Annotated in this window: 26 protein-coding genes; 16 read left to right on the forward strand and 10 right to left on the reverse strand. The window is 63.4% G+C overall.

From position 1 onward, the window contains the following. Positions 1-32 precede the first annotated feature (32 nt). Complete coding sequence (locus tag G5V57_RS21260; RefSeq protein ID WP_165169550.1) at positions 33-1,523, reverse strand: sensor histidine kinase KdpD; 1,491 nt, start codon at positions 1,521-1,523, stop codon at positions 33-35. A gap of 189 nt (positions 1,524-1,712) precedes the next feature. On the opposite strand from G5V57_RS21260, the gene G5V57_RS21265 reads away from it, so the two are divergent. From G5V57_RS21265 to G5V57_RS21275, 3 genes are all read left to right on the forward strand, one after another. Beyond that, the gene (locus G5V57_RS21265; protein WP_371744577.1) at positions 1,713-2,306 is read left to right on the forward strand and encodes a uracil-DNA glycosylase family protein; all 594 of its coding nucleotides are present in this window, start codon (positions 1,713-1,715) and stop codon (positions 2,304-2,306) included. 41 nt (positions 2,307-2,347) lie between these two features. After that, positions 2,348-3,439, forward strand: a complete 1,092-nt coding sequence (locus tag G5V57_RS21270; protein ID WP_165169552.1) for an Mrp/NBP35 family ATP-binding protein — start codon at positions 2,348-2,350, stop codon at positions 3,437-3,439. Positions 3,440-3,542: 103 nt separating this feature from the next. Further along, on the forward strand, positions 3,543-4,268 hold the full coding sequence (locus tag G5V57_RS21275) for a hypothetical protein (RefSeq protein ID WP_165169553.1): 726 nt from the start codon (positions 3,543-3,545) through the stop codon (positions 4,266-4,268). A gap of 19 nt (positions 4,269-4,287) precedes the next feature. On the opposite strand, the gene G5V57_RS21280 is transcribed toward G5V57_RS21275, so the two are convergent. Genes G5V57_RS21280 through G5V57_RS21290 form a run of 3 tightly spaced genes read right to left on the reverse strand, consistent with a single transcriptional unit; the run spans position 4,288 to position 7,506 of the window. Next, entirely contained in the window at positions 4,288-4,917 is a 630-nt protein-coding gene (locus G5V57_RS21280; protein WP_165169554.1) for a glutathione S-transferase family protein, read from the reverse strand. A 7-nt stretch (positions 4,918-4,924) separates the two neighbouring features. Then, complete coding sequence (locus tag G5V57_RS21285) at positions 4,925-5,932, reverse strand: universal stress protein (protein ID WP_165169555.1); 1,008 nt, start codon at positions 5,930-5,932, stop codon at positions 4,925-4,927. Between the two features lie 23 nt (positions 5,933-5,955). After that, on the reverse strand, positions 5,956-7,506 hold the full coding sequence (locus tag G5V57_RS21290) for a DASS family sodium-coupled anion symporter (RefSeq protein ID WP_165169556.1): 1,551 nt from the start codon (positions 7,504-7,506) through the stop codon (positions 5,956-5,958). 83 nt (positions 7,507-7,589) lie between these two features. On the opposite strand from G5V57_RS21290, the gene G5V57_RS21295 reads away from it, so the two are divergent. The 7 genes from G5V57_RS21295 to G5V57_RS21325 all read left to right on the forward strand — a co-directional run bounded on the left by G5V57_RS21295 (position 7,590) and on the right by G5V57_RS21325 (position 14,955). Continuing rightward, a complete protein-coding gene (locus G5V57_RS21295) occupies positions 7,590-9,008 on the forward strand; it encodes a M20/M25/M40 family metallo-hydrolase (protein ID WP_165169557.1) in 1,419 nt (472 codons plus the stop codon). Next, a complete protein-coding gene (locus tag G5V57_RS21300; protein WP_165169558.1) occupies positions 9,005-10,402 on the forward strand; it encodes a dipeptidase in 1,398 nt (465 codons plus the stop codon). The genes G5V57_RS21295 and G5V57_RS21300 overlap by 4 nt, the downstream gene beginning before the upstream one ends. 258 nt (positions 10,403-10,660) lie before the next feature. After that, entirely contained in the window at positions 10,661-11,257 is a 597-nt protein-coding gene (locus G5V57_RS21305) for a DUF4956 domain-containing protein (protein ID WP_206530086.1), read from the forward strand. Beyond that, positions 11,235-12,062: a polyphosphate polymerase domain-containing protein gene (locus G5V57_RS21310; protein WP_165169559.1), complete on the forward strand. Its 828-nt coding sequence runs from the start codon at positions 11,235-11,237 to the stop codon at positions 12,060-12,062. Before G5V57_RS21305 ends, G5V57_RS21310 begins: the two co-directional genes overlap by 23 nt. After that, positions 12,059-13,003: an esterase-like activity of phytase family protein gene (locus G5V57_RS21315; protein ID WP_165169560.1), complete on the forward strand. Its 945-nt coding sequence runs from the start codon at positions 12,059-12,061 to the stop codon at positions 13,001-13,003. The genes G5V57_RS21310 and G5V57_RS21315 overlap by 4 nt, the downstream gene beginning before the upstream one ends. Before the next feature lie 45 nt (positions 13,004-13,048). Beyond that, positions 13,049-13,675, forward strand: a complete 627-nt coding sequence (locus tag G5V57_RS21320) for a DUF47 domain-containing protein (protein ID WP_165169561.1) — start codon at positions 13,049-13,051, stop codon at positions 13,673-13,675. A 161-nt stretch (positions 13,676-13,836) separates the two neighbouring features. Next, positions 13,837-14,955 carry an inorganic phosphate transporter gene (locus G5V57_RS21325; protein WP_165169562.1) on the forward strand — a complete coding sequence of 373 codons (1,119 nt, stop codon included), beginning with the start codon at positions 13,837-13,839 and terminating at the stop codon, positions 14,953-14,955. A 34-nt stretch (positions 14,956-14,989) separates the two neighbouring features. On the opposite strand, the gene G5V57_RS21330 is transcribed toward G5V57_RS21325, so the two are convergent. Beyond that, positions 14,990-15,751, reverse strand: a complete 762-nt coding sequence (locus G5V57_RS21330; protein WP_165169563.1) for a helix-turn-helix transcriptional regulator — start codon at positions 15,749-15,751, stop codon at positions 14,990-14,992. A 213-nt stretch (positions 15,752-15,964) separates the two neighbouring features. Here G5V57_RS21330 and G5V57_RS21335 point away from each other — a divergent pair, with 213 nt between their 5' ends. Genes G5V57_RS21335 through G5V57_RS21345 form a run of 3 tightly spaced genes read left to right on the forward strand, consistent with a single transcriptional unit; the run spans position 15,965 to position 19,664 of the window. After that, a complete protein-coding gene (locus tag G5V57_RS21335) occupies positions 15,965-18,106 on the forward strand; it encodes a marine proteobacterial sortase target protein (RefSeq protein WP_165169564.1) in 2,142 nt (713 codons plus the stop codon). Next, positions 18,103-18,903: a class GN sortase gene (locus tag G5V57_RS21340; protein ID WP_371744578.1), complete on the forward strand. Its 801-nt coding sequence runs from the start codon at positions 18,103-18,105 to the stop codon at positions 18,901-18,903. The genes G5V57_RS21335 and G5V57_RS21340 overlap by 4 nt, the downstream gene beginning before the upstream one ends. 32 nt (positions 18,904-18,935) lie before the next feature. Continuing rightward, positions 18,936-19,664, forward strand: coding sequence for a type 1 glutamine amidotransferase (locus G5V57_RS21345; RefSeq protein WP_165169565.1), 729 nt, complete (start codon positions 18,936-18,938; stop codon positions 19,662-19,664). Between the two features lie 22 nt (positions 19,665-19,686). On the opposite strand, the gene G5V57_RS21350 is transcribed toward G5V57_RS21345, so the two are convergent. Then, positions 19,687-20,673, reverse strand: a complete 987-nt coding sequence (locus G5V57_RS21350) for a glycerophosphodiester phosphodiesterase family protein (RefSeq protein WP_165169566.1) — start codon at positions 20,671-20,673, stop codon at positions 19,687-19,689. A gap of 66 nt (positions 20,674-20,739) precedes the next feature. Next, a complete protein-coding gene (locus G5V57_RS21355; protein ID WP_165169567.1) occupies positions 20,740-21,186 on the reverse strand; it encodes a pyridoxamine 5'-phosphate oxidase family protein in 447 nt (148 codons plus the stop codon). A 59-nt stretch (positions 21,187-21,245) separates the two neighbouring features. On the opposite strand from G5V57_RS21355, the gene G5V57_RS21360 reads away from it, so the two are divergent. The 3 genes from G5V57_RS21360 to G5V57_RS21370 all read left to right on the forward strand — a co-directional run bounded on the left by G5V57_RS21360 (position 21,246) and on the right by G5V57_RS21370 (position 24,867). Then, entirely contained in the window at positions 21,246-22,688 is a 1,443-nt protein-coding gene (locus G5V57_RS21360; RefSeq protein WP_165169568.1) for a PLP-dependent aminotransferase family protein, read from the forward strand. A gap of 14 nt (positions 22,689-22,702) precedes the next feature. Continuing rightward, on the forward strand, positions 22,703-24,298 hold the full coding sequence (locus tag G5V57_RS21365) for an amidohydrolase (RefSeq protein ID WP_165169569.1): 1,596 nt from the start codon (positions 22,703-22,705) through the stop codon (positions 24,296-24,298). Positions 24,299-24,399: 101 nt separating this feature from the next. Next, a complete protein-coding gene (locus G5V57_RS21370) occupies positions 24,400-24,867 on the forward strand; it encodes a copper chaperone PCu(A)C (RefSeq protein ID WP_165169570.1) in 468 nt (155 codons plus the stop codon). A 95-nt stretch (positions 24,868-24,962) separates the two neighbouring features. Here G5V57_RS21370 and fmt read toward each other — a convergent pair whose 3' ends face one another. From fmt to G5V57_RS21385, 3 genes are all read right to left on the reverse strand, one after another. After that, positions 24,963-25,874, reverse strand: a complete 912-nt coding sequence (gene fmt, locus G5V57_RS21375; protein WP_165174212.1) for a methionyl-tRNA formyltransferase — start codon at positions 25,872-25,874, stop codon at positions 24,963-24,965. A 19-nt stretch (positions 25,875-25,893) separates the two neighbouring features. After that, positions 25,894-26,415, reverse strand: a complete 522-nt coding sequence (gene def / locus G5V57_RS21380) for a peptide deformylase (protein ID WP_165169571.1) — start codon at positions 26,413-26,415, stop codon at positions 25,894-25,896. A gap of 108 nt (positions 26,416-26,523) precedes the next feature. Next, positions 26,524-26,817, reverse strand: coding sequence for a hypothetical protein (locus G5V57_RS21385; RefSeq protein WP_165169572.1), 294 nt, complete (start codon positions 26,815-26,817; stop codon positions 26,524-26,526). Positions 26,818-26,929 lie beyond the last annotated feature (112 nt).

Genomic DNA, 26,929 nt, shown 5'->3' on the forward strand with positions numbered 1-26,929 from the left:
CCATTTGCGAGCAAGCCGATGCGGAAGATAACCTAGCTCGTGATGGCGATGAGCTTGCGCTGACTGGGCGAGGCGGCGGATTGGGTGAAGCCGGGGCGCGGCCCGCTCAAGACCCGCGTCACCGGGAAGATGACGGTCGCCTCTGTCCCCAGTCCCGGCTTGCTGCGCAGCGTGAGCGAGCCGCCATGCATGGTCATGAGGCCCTTGACGATGGGCAGGCCGAGGCCGGCGCCGTCTACCGCTTTCTTCACCGCAAGCGATCCGCGCGAGAAGGCCTCCATCGCCGTCGCGATTTCCGCTTCCGGCATGCCGGGGCCGTTGTCGACGATGCTGACCGCGATTTCGCCGCTCTCGTGATGACGGGCAATAACGGTGATGTGGCCGCCATCGGGCGAGAATTTCGCGGCATTCGACAGGAGATTGATCCAGATCTGCCGCACCGAGCGGCGATCGGCCATGATCTTCGGCAGATGGGCGGGTATGTCGAAGTCGAGCGTCTGCGCTTTCTCGGTGAGCTTGTAGGAGACGAAGTTTCGCACGTCCTCGAGCGTCTCGGAAATGAGCAGCGGCTCGGCATTCATGTCGCGCCGTCCGGCTTCGATGCGGGTCAGATCGAGGATGTCGTTGACGAGGCTCAGGAGATAGCTTCCCGAGTCGTGGATGTCGTTGGCATAGGTTCTGTAAGCGGCGACCTCGTGGCGGCCGAACATCTCGCGGCCGATGATCTCCGAGAAGCCGAGAATGGCGTTGAGCGGCGTGCGCAATTCATGGCTCATGGTAGCGAGGAATTGCGACTTGGCCGTGCTCGCTTCTTCGGCGCGCAGCTTCTCGCGCAGCGCTTCAGCCCTCGCGATGTCGGACTTGTCGCGCTCGACCATGAGCTTGGCGACGAGTTCCTCCTTCTGCGCCTTGAATATCAGCATGTCGCGCGCCGTGTCCTGCAGCTTGCGCGCCACGACGACGAAGAAGACCTGGCATCCGATCGCCAAGGCGCCCAGGCCCGCATACAGATAGCCGGGTTCGGTGAGGCAGCGCAGCGCCAGCGCGAAGGTCATGAGGCCGGTGCCGGCGATGATGATCGGCATGAAGTTCGCCGAGATCATGATGCGCACCGCGATGACCGCCATGAGGCTGGCGATGATGTAGATGTGCTCGAGATCGCTGGCATTGTCCCACAGCAGGAAGAGCGGCAGCGACCAGGCGGCGGCGGTGAAGAACTCCGACGCCGTCAAAATTCCCAGCCATTCGGTGAACTGGGACTTCTTCGGTTTGGCCCTGAGATAGATGCGGCACAGGACGAACTGGATGATCTGGCAGCCCAGCGCCGCGCCGAGCCAGGCGATCGACTGCCGCCACGGCGTCCACAGAAGCGTCATCAGCGCGAAGAGGGCGGCGAAGCAGGGCAGGGCCAGCACGACCCTGATCTGGTTGCGCACATAGAGCGTCAGGAGATCGCGTTCCCACGGAAGGGTCTCGCCATCACCGATGACAAGGCCATCGGCTGCGGCGGCAGGAGCAGTCATTGCGTCCGGTTTCAGCATGGCGGCCTACGGATATCACCCTGTGGAGCACTTCCCGGCCTTGCCGGGCGGCGCTTACGTCGTCCCGTGTCGCAGGATAGGGAAAGCGGCTTAAAGCCGCCTTCGCGAAAACGCTAAAAATGCGCTTATGTATTTACCATGCCGGAAAGCTTTGAGAGCCTGAGCGCACGAATGAGGGCCTGCCGAATCTGCGTCGAGACGCCCAAAGGGCGTCCCTTGCCGCACGCGCCCCGCCCGGTTTTTCAAGCCAGTTCAACGGCGAAGCTCCTGATCGCGGGGCAGGCGCCGGGAACCCGGGTGCATGCCTCAGGCCGTCCTTTCACGGACCCTTCCGGCGTCAGGCTCAGGCAGTGGCTCGGCATCGATGAAACCCTCTTTTATGATGAACGCCATGTTGCGGTGATCCCCATGGGCTTCTGCTTTCCCGGCCAGGATGCCAAGGGGGGCGACCTGCCGCCGCGCCCGGAATGCGCGCCCGCCTGGCGAGCGAAGCTGCTCGCGCATCTCAAGGCGATCGAGCTCATCATATGTCTCGGCCGCCCGGCGCAGCTCTGGCATCTGGGCGCTCTCGCTGGCAGCGACTTGACATCGGCGGTCAGGAACTGGCGTGAGGCCTATGCACAGACGCCGCGCATCCTGCCTCTGCCTCATCCTTCCTGGCGCAACAATGGCTGGCTCAGGAAGAACCCCTGGTTCGCCGAGGAGCTGCTGCCGGTCCTGCGCCATGACGTAGCAGACCTTTTCCCGGCGCATGGGGTGGTTTGACTTTGGCCTTTCATGCGCTAAGCCGAAGTCATGGAGAAGTCATGGAAAAGATCACACGCGAACAGATATTGACGGCTCTCGGCAGGCTTGCTGTGCCCGGTAGCGGACAGAGCCTTGTCGAGGCGGGGCTGATCAGCGACATCGTCATCGCCAATAACCGGGTGATGTTCGCGATCACGGCGGATCAGGCCAATATGCCCGCGATGGAGCCGTTGCGCCGCGAGGCCGAGCGTATCGTCGCGGCTCTGCCGGGCGTCGAGAAGGCCATGGTGGCGTTGACCGCCGAGCGCAAGCAGGCGCCGCCCAAGACCGCCAATCTGAAGGCCGGTATTCCGGGCTTGCGCCATATCGTGGCGGTGTCATCCGGCAAGGGCGGCGTCGGCAAGTCGACCATGGCGGTCAATCTGGCGGTCGCCCTCAAGGCCAATGGCCTGCGGGTGGCGGTTCTCGATGCCGATGTCTATGGACCATCGCTGCCAAAGCTCCTTGGCATCATGGGCAAGCCCAAGGCGGCGGACATGCAGGGCAAGCTCATGCAGCCGATGGAGGCCTATGGGCTGAAGGTCATGTCGATGGGCTTCCTCGTGCCTGAAGACACGCCGATGATCTGGCGCGGGCCGATGGTGATGTCCGCCTTGATGCAGATGCTGCGCGATGTGACCTGGGGCGAGATCGACGTCATGATCGTCGACATGCCGCCCGGTACCGGCGATGCCCAGCTGACCTTGGCGCAGCAGACCCCGCTTTCCGGCGCCGTGATCGTCTCGACGCCGCAGGACCTGGCGCTTCTCGATGCCCGCAAGGGGCTCAACATGTTCCGTAAGGTGAATGTGCCGGTGCTCGGGATCATCGAGAATATGAGCTACTTCATCTGCGGGAAATGCGGCGAGCGCCATGAGATTTTCGGTCACGGCGGGGCGCGCGCGGAGGCCCGCAGGCTTGGCGTGTCGTTTCTGGGCGAGGTGCCCCTCGACATGGAGGTGCGCGCCCGCTCGGACGCCGGCGAACCCATCGTGGCGACCATGCCGGATGGCCCGCATGCGGCGATCTTCAAGAAGATTGCCGAGGAAGTCTGGTCCCAGATCGAGGCCGGAACCAGCCGAAAAGCCCCGCGTATCGTCATCGAGGATTAGTCGGACTTTCCTTGATAAAGCTTGATCTTAGCTGCTGGTAACGCAAGATTTACCATATGTTCGCTTTAATTGGGCGAATCGAGTAGTCGTGAAGGGGCCAACAATGTCGAAACTGATGATCATCCTGGGCATCATCGTCGCCGCAGCGGGCGCGGTGTTGGGAGCGTTGATCTATGTTTCGCCGGGCGAGATGCAGGTTCGCGGGCTGACCTTCGATGTCGCCGCGATTCTGCTTGTCGGCGGCCTGGGCCTCGTCGGCCTCGGCGGCGTCATTGCCGCCATGGAGAAGACGACGGTCGCCACGCGCGATCTGCGCGCCTGGCTGGCCGGCCAGGACAACGGACAGGTTGCCGTGGTGACGGCTGCCGCAGCGACCACCGCCGCGTCGGAACTCGCTGTTGAAACGATAACGCCACCGACCTTCACGGTGCCGACGCCCGTCGTCGAGCCGCCCTCGTCGGTGAGCAAGCTCGAGGCGATGGTTCAGGAATCGCGCCTCGGCACCGATCGCGCTGTAGCCGAAACGCGGGAGACGATCGCCGCCATCGACAAGGCGAACAGCGAGCTGAAGCAGGCGCTCGGCAGTGTATCCGAGCCCGAACCTGAACCGGAAGCTGCCCCCGCACCTGAGGCCCCGGTCGTCGAAGCGACGGAGGAGGCCGAGGATACGCAGCTCTTCGTCGTCGAGGAGCGCCTGATCAGGGGCCGCCCGGCGCGCGTTCTCTCCGACGGTACTGTCGAGGCGGAAACCGACGACGGCTGGATGCGGTTCGAAAATCTCGAGCATCTCGAGGAATATCTCGACGCCATGTCGCCCGGGCAGGCTTAGTTCAAGGCCAAAAAGCCTTTTACACCGCGGTGCCGCGCGGCATCAGCTCATAGGGCGGTTTCCAGCCGGGCAGCGCCCTGATGCGGTCGAGCCATTTCATGACGTTGATATTCTCTTCGAGCGGCACCGGCAGTTCCTCGCCATAGAACAGATATCCGCACAAGGAGAGGTCGGCGATGGTGGCGCGCTTGCCGACGATGAAGGGCTGGTTCGCCAGATGCTGGTCGAGAATCTTGAGCGCCGAGACCGCTCTCGGTCTCAGGAACTCGGTCACCGGCGTTTCGCCGGTCTTGGCGAAACTGATGTGGAATCTGAGCGTCGCCAGATAGCTCGTGAACTTGTGGTTATCGAACAGGATCCAGCGCCAGATCTCGCGCCGCTCGTCCTCGCTCTTGGCTCCGAACTTACGCGTCTGCTCGGCAAGATAATCGAGGATGACGCCTGACTGCGTGAGCTTGAGCCCCTTGTGGCCGAGGATGGGGACTTCGCCCATTTCATTGGCACCGGCGCGGAATTCCGCCCGGCGCGTCTCGCCATTGAAATAGTCGACCCAGATGGGCGCCCAGTCGCTGCGCGAAAGCTCCAGCATGAGTGCCGCCTTATAGGCGTTGCCCGACTCCCCGAAGCAGTGAAGTGTGTATTCGGCCATTCTCCCCCTACCTCACATCGAGCACGCTGGTGCGCGCGCCGCGCACCACATCGCTGGCTTTCGACCCCTTGAAGATGCGCTGAAGCCGCGAGCGCCCCTCATCGGTGACCACGATGATGCGGTAGCTCGACCCCGTCTCGATGATCTCATCCACCGTGTCGCCGACCGCGGTGCGCGTGTCGGTGACGGTGATCTTCATCGCTTTGAGCAGGGCCTTGGCATTGGCGACGGCTTCCTCCGCCGCCGGGCGTGACGCCTCGTCGGGTGCCACCGAGAAGAGTGTGATCGAGGCGCCCTGCATATGGGCGAGCACGGCGGCGCGGCGCACCGCCTGCATGGAGCGCGACGAACCGTCGGTGCAGATGAAGAAACCTTCCTTGTCGAGGCTGGGGCGCGCCACCAGCACGGAGCAGGAGGCATGCGTGACCACTTCCTGGACGACGCCGGTGCCGAACCAGGCCTTGAACTCGCTGCGCCAGCGCGACGGTTCGCCGAGGACCATCAAATTATAAGGCCCGAGCTCATATTGATCGAGGATCCCATGGGCGGCATCGGGCGCCGTCTTGAGCTTGAGCACGACGCTTCTCCCCTTGGGGCTCCGGTATTCCACTTTGGTGTCGCCGGCCGGGTCGCCCCAGGCGTCCTGATGGCTCGCTTCCTGCGGCCAGCTTTCGACGTCGATGCCTTCTTCCTTGAGGATTTCGAGCGAGCGCTTGAGATCGCGCACCCCCGGGAGCTCGAAGCCCGATTCCATCATGTTCTGTCGCGCAATTCGTAGTTGCAGGCCGCCCGACCACAAGGCCTGGTCGATCGGGCGCACATAAAGGACGATGATATCGCATTCGTCATTGACGGCGAGGCGGGCGGCGAAGGTGACGGTGATGAAGGATTCCTCGGTGCCGTCGATGCAGGCGAGGATGCGGAAACGGTTGCGCCGCTGCTGGCGCAGATTGTGCAACGTCTTCTGGACCGCGCGTTCCTGCCGGTCGCTGAGCTTGGTGCGCGTGAACAGCATCGAATCCTCTCGCTGGACCTACTCTAACGCGCGATGAAAGGCCAATAAAGGCTTGCGAGGGCGAGCAGGATAATGACCGAGACGATCATCATGCGCGAGCCGATGGTGAAGAAGTCGCGCCCCTTGAGATAGCCGGAAGCGTAGATGATGGTGAAGGCGGGTTGCGCCGCGGGCGTCAGATAACCGAAGGCCGAGGAGATGGCGGTGATGAATCCGACGATGATCGGATCCTGCCCCGCCACATGGGCGGTATTGAGCACGATGGGACCCAGGACCGCGACGGCGGCGCCGGCCGTCATCGTGTTCGACACGCCAATGGTGAGGAGCGAGATGGCGGTGTTGAAGCCAAGGCCGCTGCCGGCGCCGACATTCTGCAGAACGTCAAGGAAGCTCTTGGCCACCCAGTCGGCGGCCCCCGTATCCGTCATCTCGACGCCGAGCGAAATCGCCGCCGCATACAGCAGGACGACGCCCCAGTTGACGCCCGCATTGATGTCTTCCCAGCGCACCAGGCCCAAGACCAGGAAGGCGGACACGCCGAGCAGAGCGATGACGCCAAGCCCGAGTTGCTCCGACAGGAAGATCCAGCCGAAGATGGTCAGGCAGAAGATCAGGATGGTGAGCCAGCCCGAGGGTTTGAGAGGACCGTCCATAATGACCTGGGTCCTGAGCCTGGAGACGGCGCGCGACATGTCGGTCGTCTCCGGCTTGAAAGTGTAGACCAGGAGCGCCGCCACGATCGGCAGCCGGATCAGGAACATCGGGAAGGCGTAGATCGACCAGGTCAGGTAATCCATCAGATAGCGGCGGGTCTCGGGGTCCAAGGGGTCGTAGAACAGGTCCTTCCAGTAGGAGATGATGATAGCGTTGCGGGCGCCGCCCGAGGGCGTGGCGACGCCGGCGATCGAGCAGCCATAGGCGATCGAGAACAGGATGACGGCGGCGAGATTGCGCACCTTCTTGGGGTCCTGCGAGGTCAGGGTGATGAGCGTAACACCCACCGGCAGCATCATGGCGGCGACCGTGTGCTCGCCGATGAAGGCGGCGATGGCGCCGCAGACCGCGGTGATGCCGAAGCTGATCCAATAGACGTTGGTGCCGGTCATCTGCACGATCGCCCAGGCTATGCGCTTGTCGAGGCGTTGCTTCACGATCGCGACCGCCAGCATCAGCGAGCCCATGATGAACAGCACCGAATCGGTCATCAGGCTCTGCGCCACCTTGGTGGGGTCGACTTTGAGCAGCACCACCTGGCCGATGATGATGAGAAGCGGCACGGTGGGCAGCGGCACCGCTTCCGTCACGAACAGGATGGTCGCAACGACCGACATCGCGAGCACGATCTGGCCTTCCTCGGTGAGGCCCGAAGGCGTTGGGGCGATCATCAGGAGGAAGCCGACCAGCAAGGCGATGAAGAACCAGCGCCGGGTCCAGAAGAAATTCAGGTCGATATTCTGACGCACCAGCAGATAGCGCTGGTAGCCGCGGCGCTGGAAGCGCGTCAGCCGCTGGCTCGGTTCATGCGCCTGCAGGCTGTCGCGTGGGAGTGAGAAACTGGCAGCCGCTTGCGTCATTCCGCAGCCCTTGCCGAATGATTGTGGCGCATGAGAGACTGCATCAGGTCCCGCTTCGGGAAATTGTCTTTCAGGTCTTGTAGATGAAAAATATTGACGATGTTTTGCAGGGTATCGATGGCGCCCTGGACGAAAGTATCGCGCGCCTTTTCGAGCTGCTCAGATTTCCCTCGGTCGGCACCGATCCGGCTTTTCACGGCGCCTGCCGTGACGCAGCGGCATGGCTCGTGCGCCTGCTCAGCGGCATGGGATTCCAGACGCGCATGGACGAGACCACCGGCCAGCCGGTCGTTGTGGCTGAATATGCGCCCAAGGGCGTGCCGTCCCATGCGCCTCGCATCCTGTTCTACGGCCATTACGATGTTCAGCCACCCGACCCGCTGGACTTGTGGGAAAGCCCGCCTTTCGAGCCCCAGCTGCGCAAGGGTGCGGATGGTGAAGCGCGCATCTTTGCCCGCGGTGCCTGTGACGACAAGGGCCAACTCATGACCTTCCTGGAGGCCAGCCGCGCCTGGATCAAGGCCAAAGGCGGCCTGCCTTTCCACCTCACCGTACTTCTCGAAGGCGACGAGGAGGGTGATTCTACTCATCTCGATCGTTATGTCGCGAAGAACCGCGCGCGGCTCAAGCCCGATATCGTCTTCATCTGCGATACCGGCATGTGGGACGCCAGGACGCCCGCCATCACCACGCGGCTGCGCGGCTGCATCGCCGAGGAGATCGTCATTTCGGGGCCCTCCAAGGATTTGCATTCGGGCTATTACGGCGGTGCTGCCCGCAACCCCATTCGCGTCCTGACAAAGATCCTGGGCGAGTTGCATGACCGCAATGGCCGGGTGACGCTGCCCGGCTTCTATGATGGTGTCGACCCGGTGCCGGCCTCGACCCGCCGGCAATGGAAATCCCTCAACTTTCCGGAGAAGAAGTATCTCAAGGCCGTCGGACTTTCGGTGCCGGCGGGCGAAAAGGGCTATCCGGTCTATGAACAGATCTGGAGCAGGCCCACCGCCGAGATCAACGGCATCTATTCGGGCTATACGGGGGCGGGCTCCAAGACGGTGTTGCCGGCCGAGGCCATGGCCAAGCTCACTTTCCGCCTGGTCGGGCGCCAGACGCCGGCGCAGATCCGCAAAGGGCTGCGCGCCTTCGTCAAGGCCAGGCTCCCGGCCGATTGCCGGGTGCGTTACAAATCTGAAGGAGGCGATTCGATGGCGGCCACGGTGGCCGAGACGAGCCCCTGGGTGCGCCTGGCGCAAGAGGCTCTCACGGCCGAATGGGGCCGCGAACCGGTGCTGATGGCGGAAGGCGCCTCGATCCCGGTGGTCGGCACCTTCAAGTCATCGCTCAAGGTCGACAGCCTGCTGGTCGGATTCGGTCTTGAAGATGACGGCGCCCACAGCCCGAACGAAAAGTACAATCTGACGAGTTTCCGGAAAGGCACCAGAAGCTGGGCCCGCATCATCGCCGGCATTGCCGAACAACAGGAGCGCCGCAAATCATGACCGACATCAACGCCGTTCTCGGCGCCGCCGACAAGGCGCTCGACCAGAGCCTCGGGCGCCTGTTCGACCTCATCCGCATTCCATCGATCTCGACCGATCCCGCCTACAAGGCGGATTGCCGGCGCGCCGGCGAGCGCATCGTCGCCGACCTTGCCGCGCTGGGCTTCGATGCCTCTTTGCGCGAGACGGCCGGCCATCCGATGGTGGTCGCCCATTTCGCGCCGAAGGATACCGAGGGCAAGGTCCCGCATTTCCTGTTTTACGGCCACTATGACGTGCAGCCGCCCGATCCGCTCGACAAATGGATGACGCCGCCCTTCGAGCCTCAGAAGCGCACCGGCAAGGATGGCGTCGTGCGCCTCTATGGCCGCGGCACCGCCGACGACAAGGGCCAGCTCCAGACCTTCATCGAGGCGATGCGCGCCTGGATCACCGAGACCGGCTCGCTGCCGATCAAGGCCACGCTGCTGATCGAGGGCGAGGAGGAGTCGGGTTCGCCGAGCCTCATTCCCTTCCTCAAAGAGAACAAGGAAGAACTCGCCTGCGACGCCGCCTTCGTCTGCGACACGAATATGTGGGACGCCAAGACTCCGGCCATCACCACCAGGCTGCGCGGCATAGTGAAGGATGAGATCACCATCACGGGGCCGCGCATCGATCTCCATTCCGGCGCCTATGGCGGGCCCGCCGCCAATCCGCTGCGCATTCTTTCGAAGCTCCTCTCGAAGCTCCACGACAAGAATGGCAAGGTCACCATTCCGGGCTTCTATGACGGCGTCAGCGATCTCCCCAAGGAGATGAAGGCGCAATGGAGCAGGCTCAAATTTTCCGACAAGAAGTTTTTGAAGGAGGTCGGCCTGTCGGTGCCGGCGGGCGAGAAGGGAAAGAGCGTGCTCGAGCAGGTCTGGGCGCGCCCGACCGCCGAGGTGAACGGCATATGGGGCGGCTATACGGGGGCCGGCACCAAGACCGTCATCCCGTCCGAGGCCCACGCCAAGCTGACCTTCCGTCTGGTCGGCAAGCAAAATCCGCAAAAGATCCTCAAGGCGTTCCGCGCCTTCGCCAAGGCCGAGGTGCCGAAGGACTGCAAGGTCACTTTCGCTTCCTACGGGGCGGGAAGCCCGGCGACCGAGATCGCCGAAACCTCGCATTTGATCCGCAAGAGTGCGCAGGCGCTGAAGGACGAGTGGGGCCGCGAGACGGCGCTCATCGGGTCAGGCGGCTCGATCCCGATCGTGCGCTGCTTCAAGGACATCCTCGGCATGGACAGTGTGCTGGTCGGCTTCGGTCTCAATGACGACGCACTGCACAGCCCGAATGAAAAATACAATCTCGCCAGCTTCCATCGCGGCATCAGAAGCTGGGTGCGCATCCTCGCGGCCGTCGGACGCTGAGACGGGACGACTCCGGCCGTTTCAATGGAGAAACGGCCGGAAACATATGCGATATCAATGGGTTGGTTTTTTCTCGGCCGCGGCTGATCCAGGGTCAATTTGCCCATATGCGAAAAAACCCAAGTCCTCCCGGGACATGTGTTTTTAGAGAAATGTCATCCGGTCGTCATAATTTGAGAAATGCCGGGAATAGAACCCGGATCGCTCCGTTCTTCTCTTCGCGCTGCTTGAACGCGCGAGAAAAGAACAGGAGTTTGAATGTTGATATCCTCGCTTCAACAGGTCCTTGAGGACCCGACACTCTCGCAAGCGGTCAGGATAGGTTTGAATCTCGTCGGGATGAGCGCGCTCGTCTTCGGCCTCTATTACCGCCGCTACCGCGACAAGGAACTGGTCACCGCCGCGGCGCTGTTCAACATATTCATCTTCGCGGTCCTGACCATTCTGTCCTCGGTGAATTTCAGCGTGGCCGCGGGCTTCGGCCTGTTCGCCATACTGGCGCTGTTCACGCTGCGCTCGGAGCCGCTGAGCAAGACCGAGATGACCTATTTCTTCGGCAGTGTCGCCATCGCGGTCATCACCTCGGTGCATGGAACGACGGTTCCTTTCGCCGTCATGGCGGTGGGCTTCGTCCTCGCCGGCGCTTTCGTCATCGACCATCCGCGCATCCTGCAATCGGTCTCCGGCGCCAAGGTGACGCTCGACAAGATCAATACCGATCTGCTGGCGGACCCCGTTTCCATGCGCGCCGAATTGTCGGACCGTCTCGGCGTCGCGGTTCTCTCCTATCAAGTGCTTCAACTCGATTACATCACGGAAATGGCGAGGCTCAATGTCTACTATCGCACGCGCTGACCAATGGCTGGAGCAGGGCTTCGATCCGATCGGCCTTGCCACGCTCAACGCCCGGGCGGAGATGCTGGAGCGGCTCGACAACAAATACGTGGTGCGCAGGCCCGTTCTGCAGGCGGCCGCCGCCGAACTTGCCCGCCATTTTGATGTGCTCGAGATCTCGGGCCGCCGCGCCTTCACCTACGAGACGTGTTACTTCGACAACCAGGACCGGCGCAGCTATTTCGACCACCATCAGGGTCGGCGCCGGCGCGCCAAGGTGCGCATCCGCAAATATCTCGATGCGGCGCTGTGCTTCGTCGAGGTGAAACTCAAGGACAAGCGCGGCGTGACGGTGAAGAGGCGGTTTGGCTATGCGCCAGAGAAATTCGGCAGGCTGGATGATGAAGCGCTCACTTTCGTTCACCGTGCCTATTACGATCAATATGGCGCCGTGTTCCCCCATGAGCTGCAGCGGGTCATCGACATGCGCTATGTCCGCATGACGCTGGTGGCGAAGGAGGGCGGCGAGCGCATGACGATCGACAGCTCTCTGCGCTTCTACGATATGGCCGCCTACCATGCCGTCGATGACGATCACTTCATCCTGGAGACCAAGTCGGCCCGCGGCAATGGCATCGCCGACCGTCTGCTGCGCGCCCTGCATCAGCGCCCGACCAAGCATTGCTCGAAATACTGCACCGCGATCGCGCTTCTCAATCGCGGCACCAGGCACAATCGATTCCTGCCGGCCTTGCGCAAGCTCGCAAGTCCGGATCTGTCATCCCTGAAACCGGCCGCCCGGCCCGAAATGGAGGCGCTGCAATGACACTCAAGACTGGAAATCTCATCGGCGGGCTGGCCGTGGCCGCGCTCCTGCTAGGGACCGCCGCTCTGCCGGGTGCCTCCGCCGAGCCGAAGCTCGAAGCCCTGGGGAAGACGGAGATCCCCGCCACCGGCAAGGATGGCGTACGGGTCGACGAGCTTTCCGGCCTGGCGTGGGATGCGGATGAGAAGCTTCTCTATGCCGTCTCGGATGGCGGCGTCCTGCATCATTTCCGCCTTCAGCTGGACGGCGACAGGATCGCCGGGATCGAGCATGTCTTCGCGGCGCCGATCTCGGCTCCTATCGGCAATGTGTCGGCAACCAACGCCGAAGGACTTTCCGCCGTCAATAGCGATGACGGCACGCCCGGCAACAGCGAGCTCCTGATCGCCTTCGAAGATGGGCCCGGCATCGCCCGCTTCACGCCGAAGGGCCAATGGATAGCCGATGTCGCATTGCCGGCTCCCCTGGCCGACGCGACGAGCTATGCCAAGAAGAACAGTCGCCTGGAGGCGGTCGCGTTCGACAAGGTCCATGGCATTCTGACGGCCCCGGAACGGCCCCTGCGCGGCGAACCGGATACGGCGCACAAGGTCTATGCCGGAAATGGCGCGACCTGGGCATTCGATGCCGCGCAGCCCGATGGCCGTCTCAAGGCGATCGAGACGATGGCCGATGGCAGCCTGCTGGTGCTCGAGCGCACGGCCGAGGAGAAGGGCGGCCCCCGGACGGCGCATCTGCGCCACCTCGATATCGCGTCCTGCCCGGCGGACGGACAATGTGTCGCGCCCGACCTCTCGGCCACGCCCGACCCGCTGCTGGTGGACAATTTCGAAGGCCTGACCCGCCTGTCCGAGAGACTCTTCCTCATCGTCACCGACCGGACAAAGAAAGACGTGGAACCGACGAGCTTCGTGCTGTTCAAGCTGACCAACGCGAAGTAATGACGGCGATGACCGCGACCTTCCATTCCCGCTAAGGATCCCGAAATGTTCTCCCTTCAGACGATATTCGGCTCGGGCAAGCAGTTCTACGAGCTCCTCGACGCCGCCGCCGTGTCGGCCCATGACAGCGCCAAGGCCCTGCACAGGATGCTGGACCCGGCTTCGAACGACAAGGGCCTGGAAGAGATCAAGCTCGCCAGGCAGCGCCAGAGAGAGGCGACGAACAGGATCAGCCAGGCGCTGGTCGATATCTTCATCACTCCCATCGAGCGCGAGGATATCGAGGAGCTGCGTGTGGCGCTCTATAAGATATCCAAACAGGTCGAGCGCTTCGCCGACCGCTATACATTCGCCGCCCACCGGCTTGAGGGTGTCGATTTCGCGCCGCGCGCCGCCATGCTGGAAAAGGCCACCCAGATCGTTCTCGACATGGTGCGCGAACTCCCGCGTCTCAAGCTCGAGACGATCAAGTCGCTCGATGACCGCCTCCATGCGATCGAGACGGAGGCCGACCGCCTGTTGCTCGAGCTCTATCGAGAACTCTATTCCGGCGATCTCGACGGCGCCCGCATGTTTCTGCTCAAGGAGTTCTTCGAGATCCTGGAAAAGGCGATCGACCGCTGCCGCGACGCGGGCGCCATCGTCTATCAAGTTGCGCTGAAGAACAGCTGACGAGTGACTGTTCCATGCGAAGTCTCAACTCAACCCAATTTCCCCAAAAATCTCTCCGAACGATGAGCGCTGGCCGACTTGCACTTACTCAATGGATCCCGGCTTTCGCCGGGATGACGAGGTGGGAGAGCGCGCGTATTAATGAGGGCGGTCATTAACCCATGCTGATCCTTGTCCTGACCGTTGTGCTGATGGCGCTCGTCTTCGAGTTCATCAACGGCTTCCACGACACGGCGAACTCCATTGCCACCGTGGTCGCCACCAAGGTCTTGTCGCCGGCTCAGGCCATCATGCTGGCCGCCGTCACCAATCTGATCGGCGCTTTCTGGGGCACCGCTGTGGCGAAGACCATCTCCTCGGGGCTGGTCGACACAGGCGTGGTCAATGTCACGCTGCAAGTGATCCTGTGCGCGCTGCTCGGTGGCATCATCTGGAATCTCTTCACCTGGTGGCGTGGCCTGCCATCCTCATCCTCGCACGCCTTGATCGGGGGTCTTTGCGGCGCCGCGCTTGCCGCTGCCGACAACAACTGGAGTGCTCTCATCTGGTCGGAGTCCGTCGGCGACTGGACCAAGAATCAGGGTCTTCTGTGGAAGGTGCTGCTGCCGATGGTGACTTCGCCGGTGGCGGGCTTCACCTTGGGCATCATCATGATGGTGGCATTGTGGGCGCTGATTTCGGGGCTGGCGAAGGCCGGCGGGCCGCTTGCACGTCTCGCCCGTCCCCTCTGGGTCAATGCCATCTTCGGCAAGGCGCAGCTCGCTTCCGCCGCCTATATGGGGCTCGCGCATGGCCGCAATGACGCGCAGAAGACCATGGGCATCATCGCGCTCGCTCTATTGGGCGCGGAGAGCGCCGGCGCGCTCCAGGGCTTGCCGGAATGGGCGCGCTTTCTCGAGCCCGATGCCGGCAGCGACGGCATCGACAGCTGGATCATCGTCTCTTGCGCGCTCGTCATGGCGGCGGGCACGGCGGCGGGCGGCTGGCGCATCATCAAGACGCTCGGCCATAAGATGGTGAAGCTGCATCCGATCCATGGCTTCGCCGCCGAGACGAGTTCGGCGACGATCCTCACGGTCGCCGCGCATTTCGGCATGCCGGTCTCGACCACCCACAGCATATCGACGGCGATCATGGGTGTCGGTTTCGCCAAGTCCTCGCGCGCCCTCAAATGGACGGTGATCGAGCGCATCGTCTGGGCCTGGATACTGACCTTCCCCGCCGCCGGCGGCCTGGCCTATGGCCTGCACTGGCTGCTCGAGCTGGTGGGGTGGAACTGACAGCGGATCCGCCCGGCGCCCCGCGTCGGGCGGATCACTTCGCGATCAGCAACGCGAAAGGCTCCTCCAAGGCGCGTGTCACGTAGGCCTTGTATTTCGTGTAGGCCGCATGACCTTTCTCGATGCGGCCATAGGCCGGGCCGCCGCCCAGGGATTTCGCCGGAACGAAGATGATGGGTGTCGACACCGGCATCAGATTCATCCCGCGGCCGGACTGCAGCGTCGTCAATATGCCGAACATCTCGCCCGCGATGGTCGGACGCGAGACGATGACGAAGCGGTATTGTCCGGACTTGTTGGTGATGAGATAGATATAGCCCGACTGATGCGGGATCGACACATGGCCGTCCTGCGTGAAGGCGGCGTCGACCCGCTCGCTCTCCCTGAAAGTCAGATGCGACTTTTCCTCGTTCCAGGAGATACAGGTCAGATAGGCATAGACGGCATCGGGATTGGAGAAGGACGGCCTGATCGTCAGATAGTCGCCCTCGATCCATGACACGGCGGGCCTCGCATAGGAACCGAGCTCCTCGGGCGCGATGCCGGTGTGGCGCGAGGCGGCGGCGCGCTTGGTGGGCGTCGGCCGCCTGAGCGTGAGGCCGAGCGCCGCTTCGAGCCGTACTATACTGGCGAGCGTGAAGGGGCGTTGGCCGGATAGCGCCTTTTCAAGCGTCGAGAGGCTGATCTTTGCCTGATCGGCGAGATATTGCCTGGTGATGCGGCGGCGGGCGAGCGCCTCACGCACCATGTCCGCCACGGCATCGTTCTCTTCAGCCGAGAGGGTCTGGTCGGTCATGGGGAGGAAGAAACCTCGGTGGGGGATGGGAGCCGTACAAACCCGTACATTTCCACAATGGCCTGTCTAAAACAAGGCAAGTCCTGCTGTATAGCGGCAACGCCCGGCCAAAGAATGGCGGTTTGCCCGCTCGCGGCGCAACTGCGACACGCGCCACATGATGAAGCCACGGCACCCCGATTGCGGGCGCGCCGTTATGGAGCGGAACTCATCATGTATCGATTATTGCTGACCCTGCTGGGCGTCATCGCCATGACGCTCAGCGCCGGCGCCGGCCTCGTCACGCCCGCGCAAATGGGCACGGGCGCTTTGCTGCTCGACACCAACGAGCCCGGGAAATTTGTCGAGGCGCCTCGGGTCGCCACTGATCTCGACATCACCGTGACCGGTCCCATAGCCCGGACGCGAGTCACGCAGCAGTTCAAGAACCCGACCGATGGCTGGATCGAAGGCACTTATGTATTTCCCTTATCAGAGAAGGCGGCCGTCGACAGCCTCAGCATGGTGATCGGCGATCGCATCGTCGTCGGTGAGATCAAGGAACGGCAGGAAGCCAAGCAGATCTATGAGGAGGCCAAGGCCAAGGGGCAGAAGGCGGCACTGCTCGACCAGGAGCGCGCCAATGTCTTCACCAGCCAGGTCGCCAATATCGGGCCTCGCGAGACCGTCGTCATCCAGATCGAATATCAGGAACCGGTGGCCCAGTCGGGCGGCCTCTTCTCGCTGAGGATCCCGACCGTCGTGGCGCCGCGCTACGTGCCCGATCCCACACTGACGGTGTCAGAAAACGGGCAGTTCTACACCGTAAAGGACAGCATTCCGGACCGCGACCGCGTCACGCCGCCGGTGCTCGATCCGCGCGGGAACGCGCCGGTCAATCCCCTGACTCTTACCGTCCGTCTCAATCCTGGCTTTGCGCTGGGCGAGGTCGCGAGCTCCTTCCATGACGTGATCGCCGAAGCCTTGCCCGGGGGCGGCAAGACGATCACCCTGGCGCGCGCCGAATTCGCCGATCGCGACTTCGAGCTCACCTGGAAACCGGCACAAGGGGCTGCCCCCGAGATCGGCCTGTTCAGCGAAAAAGTGGACGGTGCCGATTATGCGCTGGCCTATGTGATGCCGCCCGCCGCGTCGGCGCCCGAAAAACGTGTCCCGCGCGACGTGGTCTTCGTCATCGACAATTCGGGCTCGATGGGCGGCCCGTCGATGTCGCAGGCGAAAGCGAGCCTCCTCTATGCGCTGGGCCGGCTCGACCCGGCCGACCGCTTCAATGTCATCCGTTTCGACGACACGATGGATATACTTTTCACCGACACGGTGATGGCCAACCACGACAATGTCGAGACGGCGAAGAAATTCGTCGGCCGGCTCGAAGCCTCGGGCGGCACCGAGATGATAGCGCCTCTGCGCGCCGCCCTGCGCGACGCGAGACCTGATGATGAAAGCACGCTCCGCCAGGTCGTGTTCATCACCGATGGCGCCATCGCCAATGAGCAGGAGATGTTCGACGTCCTGAGCGCGATGCGCGGCCGCTCGCGCGTCTTCATGGTGGGGATCGGCTCGGCGCCGAACTCCTATCTGATGACGCGCGCCGCCGAGCTCGGCCGCGGCAGCTATGCGATGATCGGCGAGGGTGGCCAGGTCGAGGACCGCATGCGCGAGCTCTTCGCCAAGCTTGAAAACCCAGCGGTCACACATCTCAAAGCGACCTTCGATCAGGCTTCGGCGGACGTGACGCCGTCCCTGTTACCTGACATCTATCAGGGTGAGCCGGCGCTTTTCCTCATGAAGATGCCGGAGCGCAAGGGCGCCGTGACGCTGTCCGCCAGGATCGCCGGACGCGACTGGCAGGTGAGTGTACCGCTCGCTGATGCGAAACCGGGCTCAGGCATTGCCAAGCTCTGGGCCCGGCGCATGATCGACGATGCCGAAGTGGCGCGGACGGTCGGCGCCATCACGCCCGAAGAGGCGGACAGGCGCATCCTGGCGCTCGCCCTCGAGCATCATCTGGTCAGCAGCGTATCGAGCCTCGTGGCGGTCGACAAGACGCCGTCGCGCCAGCCCGGCGAGAAGCTCAGCCGCGCCGACATACCGCTCAACCTTCCAGTCGGCTGGGACTATGACAAGGTCTTCGGCAAAGAGGACAACCCGGACGTGCTCGAACGCGATGCGAAGCTCGACGTCACGCTGATCGCGATGCGCAAGTCGCCGGAGAGCCGGCAGGCGAATGCGATGAAGACCGTCGACCTGCCGCAGACGGCGACGCCGGCGGAGCTGCTGATGCTCCTGGGCGCGCTGCTGTCGATCCTGGCGCTGGTCTTTGCATTCCTCGCCCGCCGCGCGAGGCTCGCATGAGTGCCGGTATCGACGAGATGCCGGCCTTCTGGATGCGGCGCTCGCGCCGCGCCCGCAAGGCGCTGCGGGAACTGCGGGAGCGCATGGGTGTGATGGGAGACGTTGCTGTCGTCCCACCCGACGCTTCACGCGCGGCGACTGGCGAACGTAGCGAGTCGAATGGAGCCGAACGACGCAAAACCTGTCCGGCGCTGTTCTTCATCGCCTCGCTCCTCTGCGCCGCCCTGGGTATGGGGCTCCTCGGCGAAGGCCTGTGGATCAAGGCCAAGGCGGGTCTGGCGCAGATCCTGCTCGACCGCGCCTTCGCCGCGAGCATCGCCACCGGCAAGCCGGTCAAGCCCTGGAGCTGGGCCGATACCTGGCCGGTGGCGCGCATCTCTGTGCCGCGACTGCAGGCCTCCGCGATTGCGCTCGCCGGCGGCAGCGGCCAGGCGCTGGCTTTCGGTCCAGGCCACCTTGCGCAGACTCCGAGGCCAGGCGAGCGCGGCACATCGGTGTTCGCCGCGCATCGCGACACGCATTTCCGCTTCCTCGGCGATCTCAAGGTGGGTGACGAGATCAGGATCACCCGCGATGACGGCATCACCTTCACCTATGAGATGACGGGCGCCGATATCGTGCGCTGGGACCAGTCGGAGATCGACGCCGGTGCCGCGGGCTATAATCTGGCGCTCGCTACCTGCTGGCCTCTGGACGGCACGCTCGCCGGCCCCTTGCGTTATGTCGTGCATGCAAGATTGAAACCGACATCCATGTTCGGCGGTAGCCGGCACATTGCCCGGGCTGGGCTCTATTGAACCGGCGGGCTTTTCCAAGTTAGATTGGCGCAATGAAACTCCTCGTCTTCCAGCATCTCGCTGTCGAACACCCCGCCGTCCTGCGCGAATTCCTGAAGGAGGACGGCATCGTCTGGGACGCTGTCGAGCTCGACGAAGGCGGCGTCATCCCGCCGCTCGAGGCCTATGACATGCTCTGGGTCATGGGCGGGCCGATGGATGTGTGGGACGTCGAGGAGCATCCCTGGCTCATCCCCGAGAAGCGCGCCATCCGCACATGGGTGCGCGACCTGAAGCGGCCCTTCCTCGGTGTGTGCCTCGGCCATCAGCTCCTTGCCGATGCCCTGGGAGGCACCTGTGGTCCGCAGCGCCCGCCGGAGGTGGGCATTCTCGATATCGAGCTCACCGAGGCCGGCAAGAGCGATCCCGTTTTCTCGGGCCTGCCGCACAAGATGAAAGCCCTGCAGTGGCATAGTGTGAAGGTGGCCCAGGCGCCCGAAGACGCTCTCGTCCTGGCGCGCTCTGATGTGTGCGCGATCCAGGCGATGCGCATCGGCCGCCACGCTTATTCGATGCAATATCATGTCGAGCTCGAGCCCTCGACCATTCCCGACTGGGGCAAGGTGCCGGCCTATGAGGCAGCGCTCGCCAAGGTGCGCGGATCCGGTGCGCTCGAAGCGCTCGCCCGCGAGGCCGAGCCGCTGATGCCCGGCTTCATCGCCAATGCCAGCACGCTCTATCGCAGCTTCATGGATGTGGCAGCCCCTGCGATAGCAAAGTAGCCGTCATGACTGTCACCCCGGCTCAGAGCCGTCCCTCGGCCCGCAATTTGTCGGCAATCAGGCCGATTTCATTGGTCCAAATGCCGCCGGTATAATCCTTGGGCAGCTGATCGAGCTCTTCGAGCGAATCGATGCCGGCCGTGCCATCGCCCTTGCGCATCGGACCGAGAGCGAAAACGCGCGTGCCGGCATCTTCCATCCGGCCGAGGAACCGATTGGGCCAGCCCCACAGCCAGGGCGCGATATTGATCGGCACCAGCAAAGCCGTGTCGCTGCAGGCACTGGGCATGAGGCCGCTCCAGCCATAGGCGATATAGGGATAGAGGCAGGCTTTCAGCGATTCTTTCGAGAACACCGCGATGTCGGGAAGGCGTTGTTTCAGAGCGGTGATCGGCCGGTCGCCGCCATAGACGATGAGGGCCTTGCGCCGCTCGGGCGAGAGCTTCATCAGCACATCGGCGAGGAGCTCTCCTTCCTTTGGATCATTGCTCTTCACATTGATCATCAATTGCCGGTCGGAAAAGGTCGATAGCACCTCTTCGAGCGTCGGCATGAGGCCAACTCCTTTGCCGCGGAGGGGAAAGGTCTTGCCGCCGTCGGCGGTGTAGCCATAGCCGATATCGAGCGCCTTGAGTTCGGCCATGCTGTGCTCGCGCGTGACCCCCGTGCCATTGGTGCGGCAGTCGAGAGTCCAGTCATGGAAAACGGCGAATTGCCCGTCGGTCGTCGGATGGATGTCGAATTCCACCATGTCGGCGCCGGCCTCATAAGCCGCTTTCATCGAGGCGATGGTGTTCTCCAGATAATCGTGCTTGGGGGCGACGATACGTGTTGCTGTGCAGGTTTCGTTGTCTATGCCTTCCGGCGTATAGCGCTGGGCGACGCCGCGGTGAGCCAGGAGTTCCGGCTTGCCGTCATCGGCGGGCGTCATGAGATTGGTGTTGTTGAGAAATATGAATAGGGCGAGCCCGAAAACGGCGATCGACGCCCAGCGTAGGAACTTGCGCAAATCCTGACCCTCATAGTCTTGAGCGCTTTCTGATCGCCGAAGTTGAGCAATTTTGGGGCGGAGGCGCTAAAGCGACGTGAACTTCGCTCTGTACTGTTCGCGCAATTGGGCTTCCGTGTGGCCGAGATCATAGGCCGGTGAAAGGATGAGGCTGGCTGTGTCGATATCGACACGCACGACCGCCTTCATCATTTCGGTATAGCCTTTCCAGCCGGACAAGGCGGCGAAGAGCTCGGCGAATTCGGGGGCGCTGCGCGAGAACATCACGGCGCGGCCGCGCAGGCGGACCGCCTTGCGCGCCAGGACGTCGATGAAGTTGATCTCGATCACCGGGCGCTCGGCGATATTGCCGATGGTGCCGGGTGAGCGGATATGGCCGAAAACCAGCTGCCGCTCATTGAGCATGACGAAGGTGCCTTTGGGCGAGAGATTGGGTGTGCCGTCCCGATTGACGCTGGCGACGAAGCCCAAAGGGTAGGTCGCGATGATGGCTTTCATTTCTTCGGTCAGCATTGTTCGTCCTTGCCGATAAGGCCTATCCAGAGACTGATGCTTGTGGCAGAAGTGGACTGATGAAAAGGGCCACATCAAGAAGAGAGCGGCAGACCACTTTTGGCGAAGCCGCTCTCGCGAGCATCAGTCTCGACCGTGCCGATCGCGAGCCGCTGCACCGGCAACTCGCCGCCGAGCTCAAACGCCTGATCCTGGCGCAGACCATCGCCCCCGGTGCCCGCCTGCCGTCGAGCCGTATCTATGCCGAGGAGCTCGGCGTGTCGCGCGCGACTGTGGTGGCGGCGATCGACGAGCTGGTCGCCGAGGGCTATGCCGAGGGCCGGCATGGCTCGGGTGTCTTCGTGGCGCCCGATCTCCCCGATCATGTGCTGCGGGCGGCGCAACAGCTGGCGCCGGTAAGGGAAACCGCGCTGCCGCGCCCTGACGATGTGCGCCCCTTCCAGCCGGCGGCGCCCGAACTCGCGCTCTTCCCGCATGAGATCTGGGCCAAGCTCATGCTCAAGACTTGGCGCAATCCGATCCGCGAGCTTCTGGCCTCGCCCGATCCTTTGGGCTGGGCGCCCTTGCGTCTGGCGATTGCGGATCATCTGCGCGCCTTTCGCGGCATGCGCTGCGCGCCCGAGCAGGTGGTGATCACCAGCGGCGCCGGCGAGGCGCTCGAGCTCCTCGGGCAGAGCATCCTCGCGCGCGGCGACAAGATCATCATCGAGGAGCCGGGCTATGTCCTGATCCGCCGCACCTTCACGGAACTCGGCTTCCGGACGGCGCCGATCCCCGTCGATGCGGATGGTCTCGACATCGCCAGGGGGCCGAAGGACGCGCGTGCCGCGGTAGTAACGCCGGCGCGCCATTATCCGCTCGGCATGACCATGCCGCTCTCCCGCCGCCTGGCGCTTCTCGACTGGGCCAGGCAACACAAGACATGGATTATCGAGGATGATTACGACAGCGAATACCGCTATCACGGCAAGCCGCTGCCGGCCCTGATGGGCGTCGATGATTCAGGCGTCGTGATCTCGTTGGGCTCCTTCTCCAAGACCATGCTGCCCGGCCTGCGCATCGGTTATCTCGTGGTGCCGCCAACTCTCATCAACGACATGTCGGCGGTGATGCGCGAGCGCGGCGCCCGCGTGTCGCTTTTCCTGCAACCGGTGCTCGCCGATTTCATGCGCCTCGGCCACTACGCCATTCATATCAGGCGCATGCGCCGCCTCTACACGAAACGGCAGACGGCGTTGCGCGAGGCGGTACAGCGTTATGCGCAAGGCGTGCTCGCCACAACACCCGAGCCCGCCGGCATGCATCTCATCTGCACACTCGAGAACGGCATGGACGACCGCGAGGCATCGAGACGTGCCGCCGCGGTAGGGCTCCTGGCGCCCGCGCTCTCCGATTATTTCGCCGGCAAGCCCTTCCGGCACGGATTGGTTCTCGGCTATGCGGGGTTCGACGAGGCGGTGATCGACGCCTCGATCAGGAAGCTCGCCGACGCACTGCGCTGAAAGGAAGACAGAGATTGACCTCCCCCGAAACCCGCACCGCTTTTGCCTTTGTCGACGAGCAGCAGCGTGACTGGTCGGGCTGGAACCATCATATCTGGTCGCTCGCCGAGACGGCGTGGCGCGAATACCGCTCGGCCGAATGGTATGTGGCGAAGCTAAAGGCCGAGGGTTTTAGCGTCGAAGCGGGCTCGGGCGGCATGCCGACCGCTTTTTCCGCCACCTGGTCGAACGGCAAAGGGCCGACCGTCATGGCCTATGCCGAATATGACGCGGTGCCGGGCAACTGTCAGATCGCCGATACCTATCGCGCGCCGCGCAAGGGCCTGTCGCGTTTCGCCGGCGGCCATACTGATCCGCATTCCGCGCTGGGCATGGGGGCCTTCGTCGGCGCGCTCGCGGCCAAGGCGGCGATGAAGAAACATGGTGTCACCGGCACCATCCGCTTCATGGGCGAGCCCGCCGAGAAGGTGAGGGGATCGAAGCCCATCCACGCGGCCAAGGGCTATTATGACGGGCTCGATGCGCTCATTTCCTTCCATCCATTTTATATGCTGCCTTATTGCAACACTTGCCGGTGGGACACGCATTGCGGGCCATATTATGCGGCAATCTACGAGTTCCTGTGCGAAAGGCCGGAGACATGGCTCGCCGATGCCGTGAAGGGGCCGATCCCGGCGGCGCATACATCGGCCCGCGCCCCCGGCGCCAACGACGCCGTCGTCGCCATGTACACGCTCTCCAAGATGATGCGCGACCACATGCTGCCCCATACCGGCACCTGGGCGCTCAATGAGACGATCCTGGCGAGCGGCCAGGCGACGGCCGATAATCTCGCCGCCCAGATGGCGCAGATATTGTTCGCGGCACGCACCCCCGACCGCGCCATGCTGGAAAACATCTTCGCGGTGCTCGATCGGAATGCGGAGAGTGCCGCGCTCGCTACCCATTGCACGGTGCGCAAGCACTGGGTATCGAAGTCGCGCCCCGGCCTCGCCAATCACGCCATGGCCGAGATCACCTATCGCAACATGGAGCTGGCCGGCGCGCCGCATTTTGGCGAAGACGCGATCGAGACGGCGCAGGCGATCCAGAGGGAACTCAAGCTCGAGCCCATGGCGCGGCCTTTCATCGCCGAGATCGAGCAACTCATCCCGCCCGAGGAGGCTGAGCGCAAGATCCGCCAGACGATCCCCACCTGGCAGACGCACTACACCTCGGACGACTACACCGACATGACCTGGCATGCGCCGGCGGTGCGCTTCTATGTCGGCCGAGCGACGCTCAAGGCGCCGCCGGGTTTCGCCTATCCCGACTGGGTCATGAATGCGTTGGGCGGCATTCCCGCCACCATCGATCCGACGGTAAAGGTGGCGGCGAAAACCATTGCCGGCACAATCCTCGAATTGATGATGGACAAGGCGGCGCTCGAGCGCGCCAAGGCCGAGCATGCCGACCGTCTCGCCCAAGCGGGCGACGTCAAGCCGTGGTGCGACTATGCGCCGCCGGTCGATTTCCCCTGGCCCGAATATGTCGAAACGCCGCGGGGACGCGAATGGTGGATACCGGCGACGGAAGAAGACCGCAGGCTGGAGCGAACATCTCGCGGCTGAGGACGCGCATATCCTCCGAGAAATTCCGCGACCGTTAGCCGCTGGCGCAATCCATATTCGTGCCCATATCAGGGGGCCATATTCGGGGCATGAGGTGCTCCATGCGCAGACTAGTCTTAGAGCTTGCCGCCGCCATCAGCCTGACCGTCGCCGCCGCCGTCTCCTTCGTGACGGCCGCGCAGGCGAACGGCATGATGGTAACGGGCGCCTTTGCGCGGGCGTCCGCTACGCCGGCCGCCAAGGCCGGAGCGGTCTACTTCACCATCCGCAATGACGGCGATGTCGCGGACAAGCTCACCGCGGTTCAGACCGACGCTGCGCAGATGGCGATGCTGCATGAGAATGTGGAAGAGAATGGTGTGGTGAGCATGCGCCATCTGGAAGCGATCACCATCGCGCCCAAGGAAACCGTCGCGCTCGGCCCCAGGAAGACGCATGTGATGCTAACGGGCCTGAAAGCCCCGCTGAAGAAGGGAGAGCGCCTCACCCTGACGCTCACCTTCGAGAAAGCCGGCACGATCCTTGTAGACGTTCCCGTGGGTGGTGTGGCCGCCGACGGACCGGAATAACCAAGAGCATCGGACCGAAAAGTGCGAGGCGATTTTCGGATAGCCCGACGCGCAAACTTAAGCGATCGAGCGCTGCAGCCGTTGGAACGCCCGGTCTACCCGACCATCGCGCCCTTGGGCACCGAAAGGCCACGCAGGAATTCCTGGATTCCCATGGCGCTCTTGCCTTCGCGCTGAAGACTCACAAGACGTATCGCGCCTTCGCCACAGGCGATGGTGAGCTTGTCGTCGATCACCTCGCCGGGTAGACCGTTACCGTCCACTACTTCGCACAGATGCACTTTGATGCGGAAGGTCCGACCTTCCTGATCGAGCAGGAACCAGGCGCCGGGAAAGGGCGACAGGCCGTGGATGTGGTTGCGCACCTGGCTGGCCGGTTTTGAGAAATCGATCTCGCTTTCCGCCTTGTCGATCTTCTTCGCGTATGTGACGCCTTCGTCAGGCTGCGGCCGGCAGTCGAGCCTGCCGGCTTCGAGCTCTTCGAGCGTCTTTACCATCAGGCTGGCTCCCATATGCATGAGGCTGTCATGCAGACTGCCGGCAGTCGCGCTGACTGTGATGGGGCCGCGGCCGGCGAGACACATGGGCCCGGTGTCGAGCCCTTCAGCCATGCGCATGATGGTGACGCCCGTCTCCGCGTCGCCCGCCATGATGGCGCGCTGGATGGGTGCCGCGCCGCGCCAGCGCGGCAGGAGCGAGGCATGGACGTTGAAGCAACCGAGGCGCGGCGCCTCCAGGATGGGCTTGGGCAGCAGCAGACCGTAGGCGACGACGATCGCCGCATCGGGCTCGTGGGCGCGGAATCGCTTCTGCTCGTCCTCGCTTTTCAGGCTTGAGGGGGTATGAACCTCGAGGTCGTGTGTGAGGGCGAAATGATGCACCGGCGTCAGGCGGTCCGTCATGCCGCGGCCGGCCGGGCGGGGCGGCTGCGAATAGACCGCGACGATTTCGTGGCCGGCTTCGAGGAGGGCGGCGAGCGTGGGCACCGCGAAATCCGGCGTGCCCATGAAGACGAGCCGCAAAGGGTCAGGCTCCGCTGCGCGCAAGCTTCTGCGCCTTGGCGAACTTCCTTACCACCCGGTCGCGCTTCAGCTTGGAGATGTAGTCTATGAACAGAACGCCGTTCAGATGATCGACCTCATGCTGCACGCAGGTGGCGAGCACGCCGCCGCACTGCATTTCCCTGGCCTCGCCCTGGCGGTCGAGATAGCGCACCGTGACCTCCTTGGGCCGCGTCACCATGTCGTAGAACTCCGGGATGGACAGGCAGCCTTCCTCATAGTCCGACTCTTCGTCGCTCGACCAGCTGATCTCGGGATTGACCAGGAACAGCGGCTGCCTCTCCTCGCCTTCCTTCGAGACGTCGATCACCACCACGCGCTGGGGCACGCCGATCTGGACTGCCGCAAGGCCGATGCCGGGCGCCTCATACATGGTCTCCAGCATGTCATCCATGAGCTTACGCGTCGCCGTATCGACGGTCTTTACCGGCTTCGAGACGGTCCGGAGCAGGGGATCGGGCAGAATGATAAGGTCGCGCTTGGCCATGCCGTTCAGATAGGCGATGGCCGCGGAGGGGTCAATGCGCCGGTTCCAGACCCGTCGAGACCCTTCCCGGCGGGCCGGGAAGGGCTCTCAAATATAGCTGGTCTACCTTTAGGCCGGGCAGCGCTTCACATGCAGCATGACATCGGTCTTGATGCAGCCGGCGGGCGCACTCGCCGTCGGCGTGACCTCGGGCTCGGCCGCCGTCGGTGTGACGGTCGGCTTGGCCGCCGCCGCCCCGCTGGCAAAGGTGACGCCGGCCGGGCAGCGCTTCACATGCAACGTCACATCGGTGACGATGCAGCCTTCAGCCGCCACCGCCTTGGAGGACTGGGCTATTACACCGGTCTGCAGCAGGATGGCTGCCGCTCCGGCGGCAAAAATTCCGAGAAGGGAGAGCTTCATGGCTTTTCTCCTGTTGATTGGCTCTTTACGCGGCCGCACTGACACCAGGATAGCAGGGGCATATGACCTGGAGTCAACGGAGATTCTGACAGACTTGCCTTTTGCTCGATCA

This window comes from Nordella sp. HKS 07, assembly GCF_011046735.1.
Lineage (GTDB): Bacteria > Pseudomonadota > Alphaproteobacteria > Rhizobiales > Aestuariivirgaceae > Taklimakanibacter.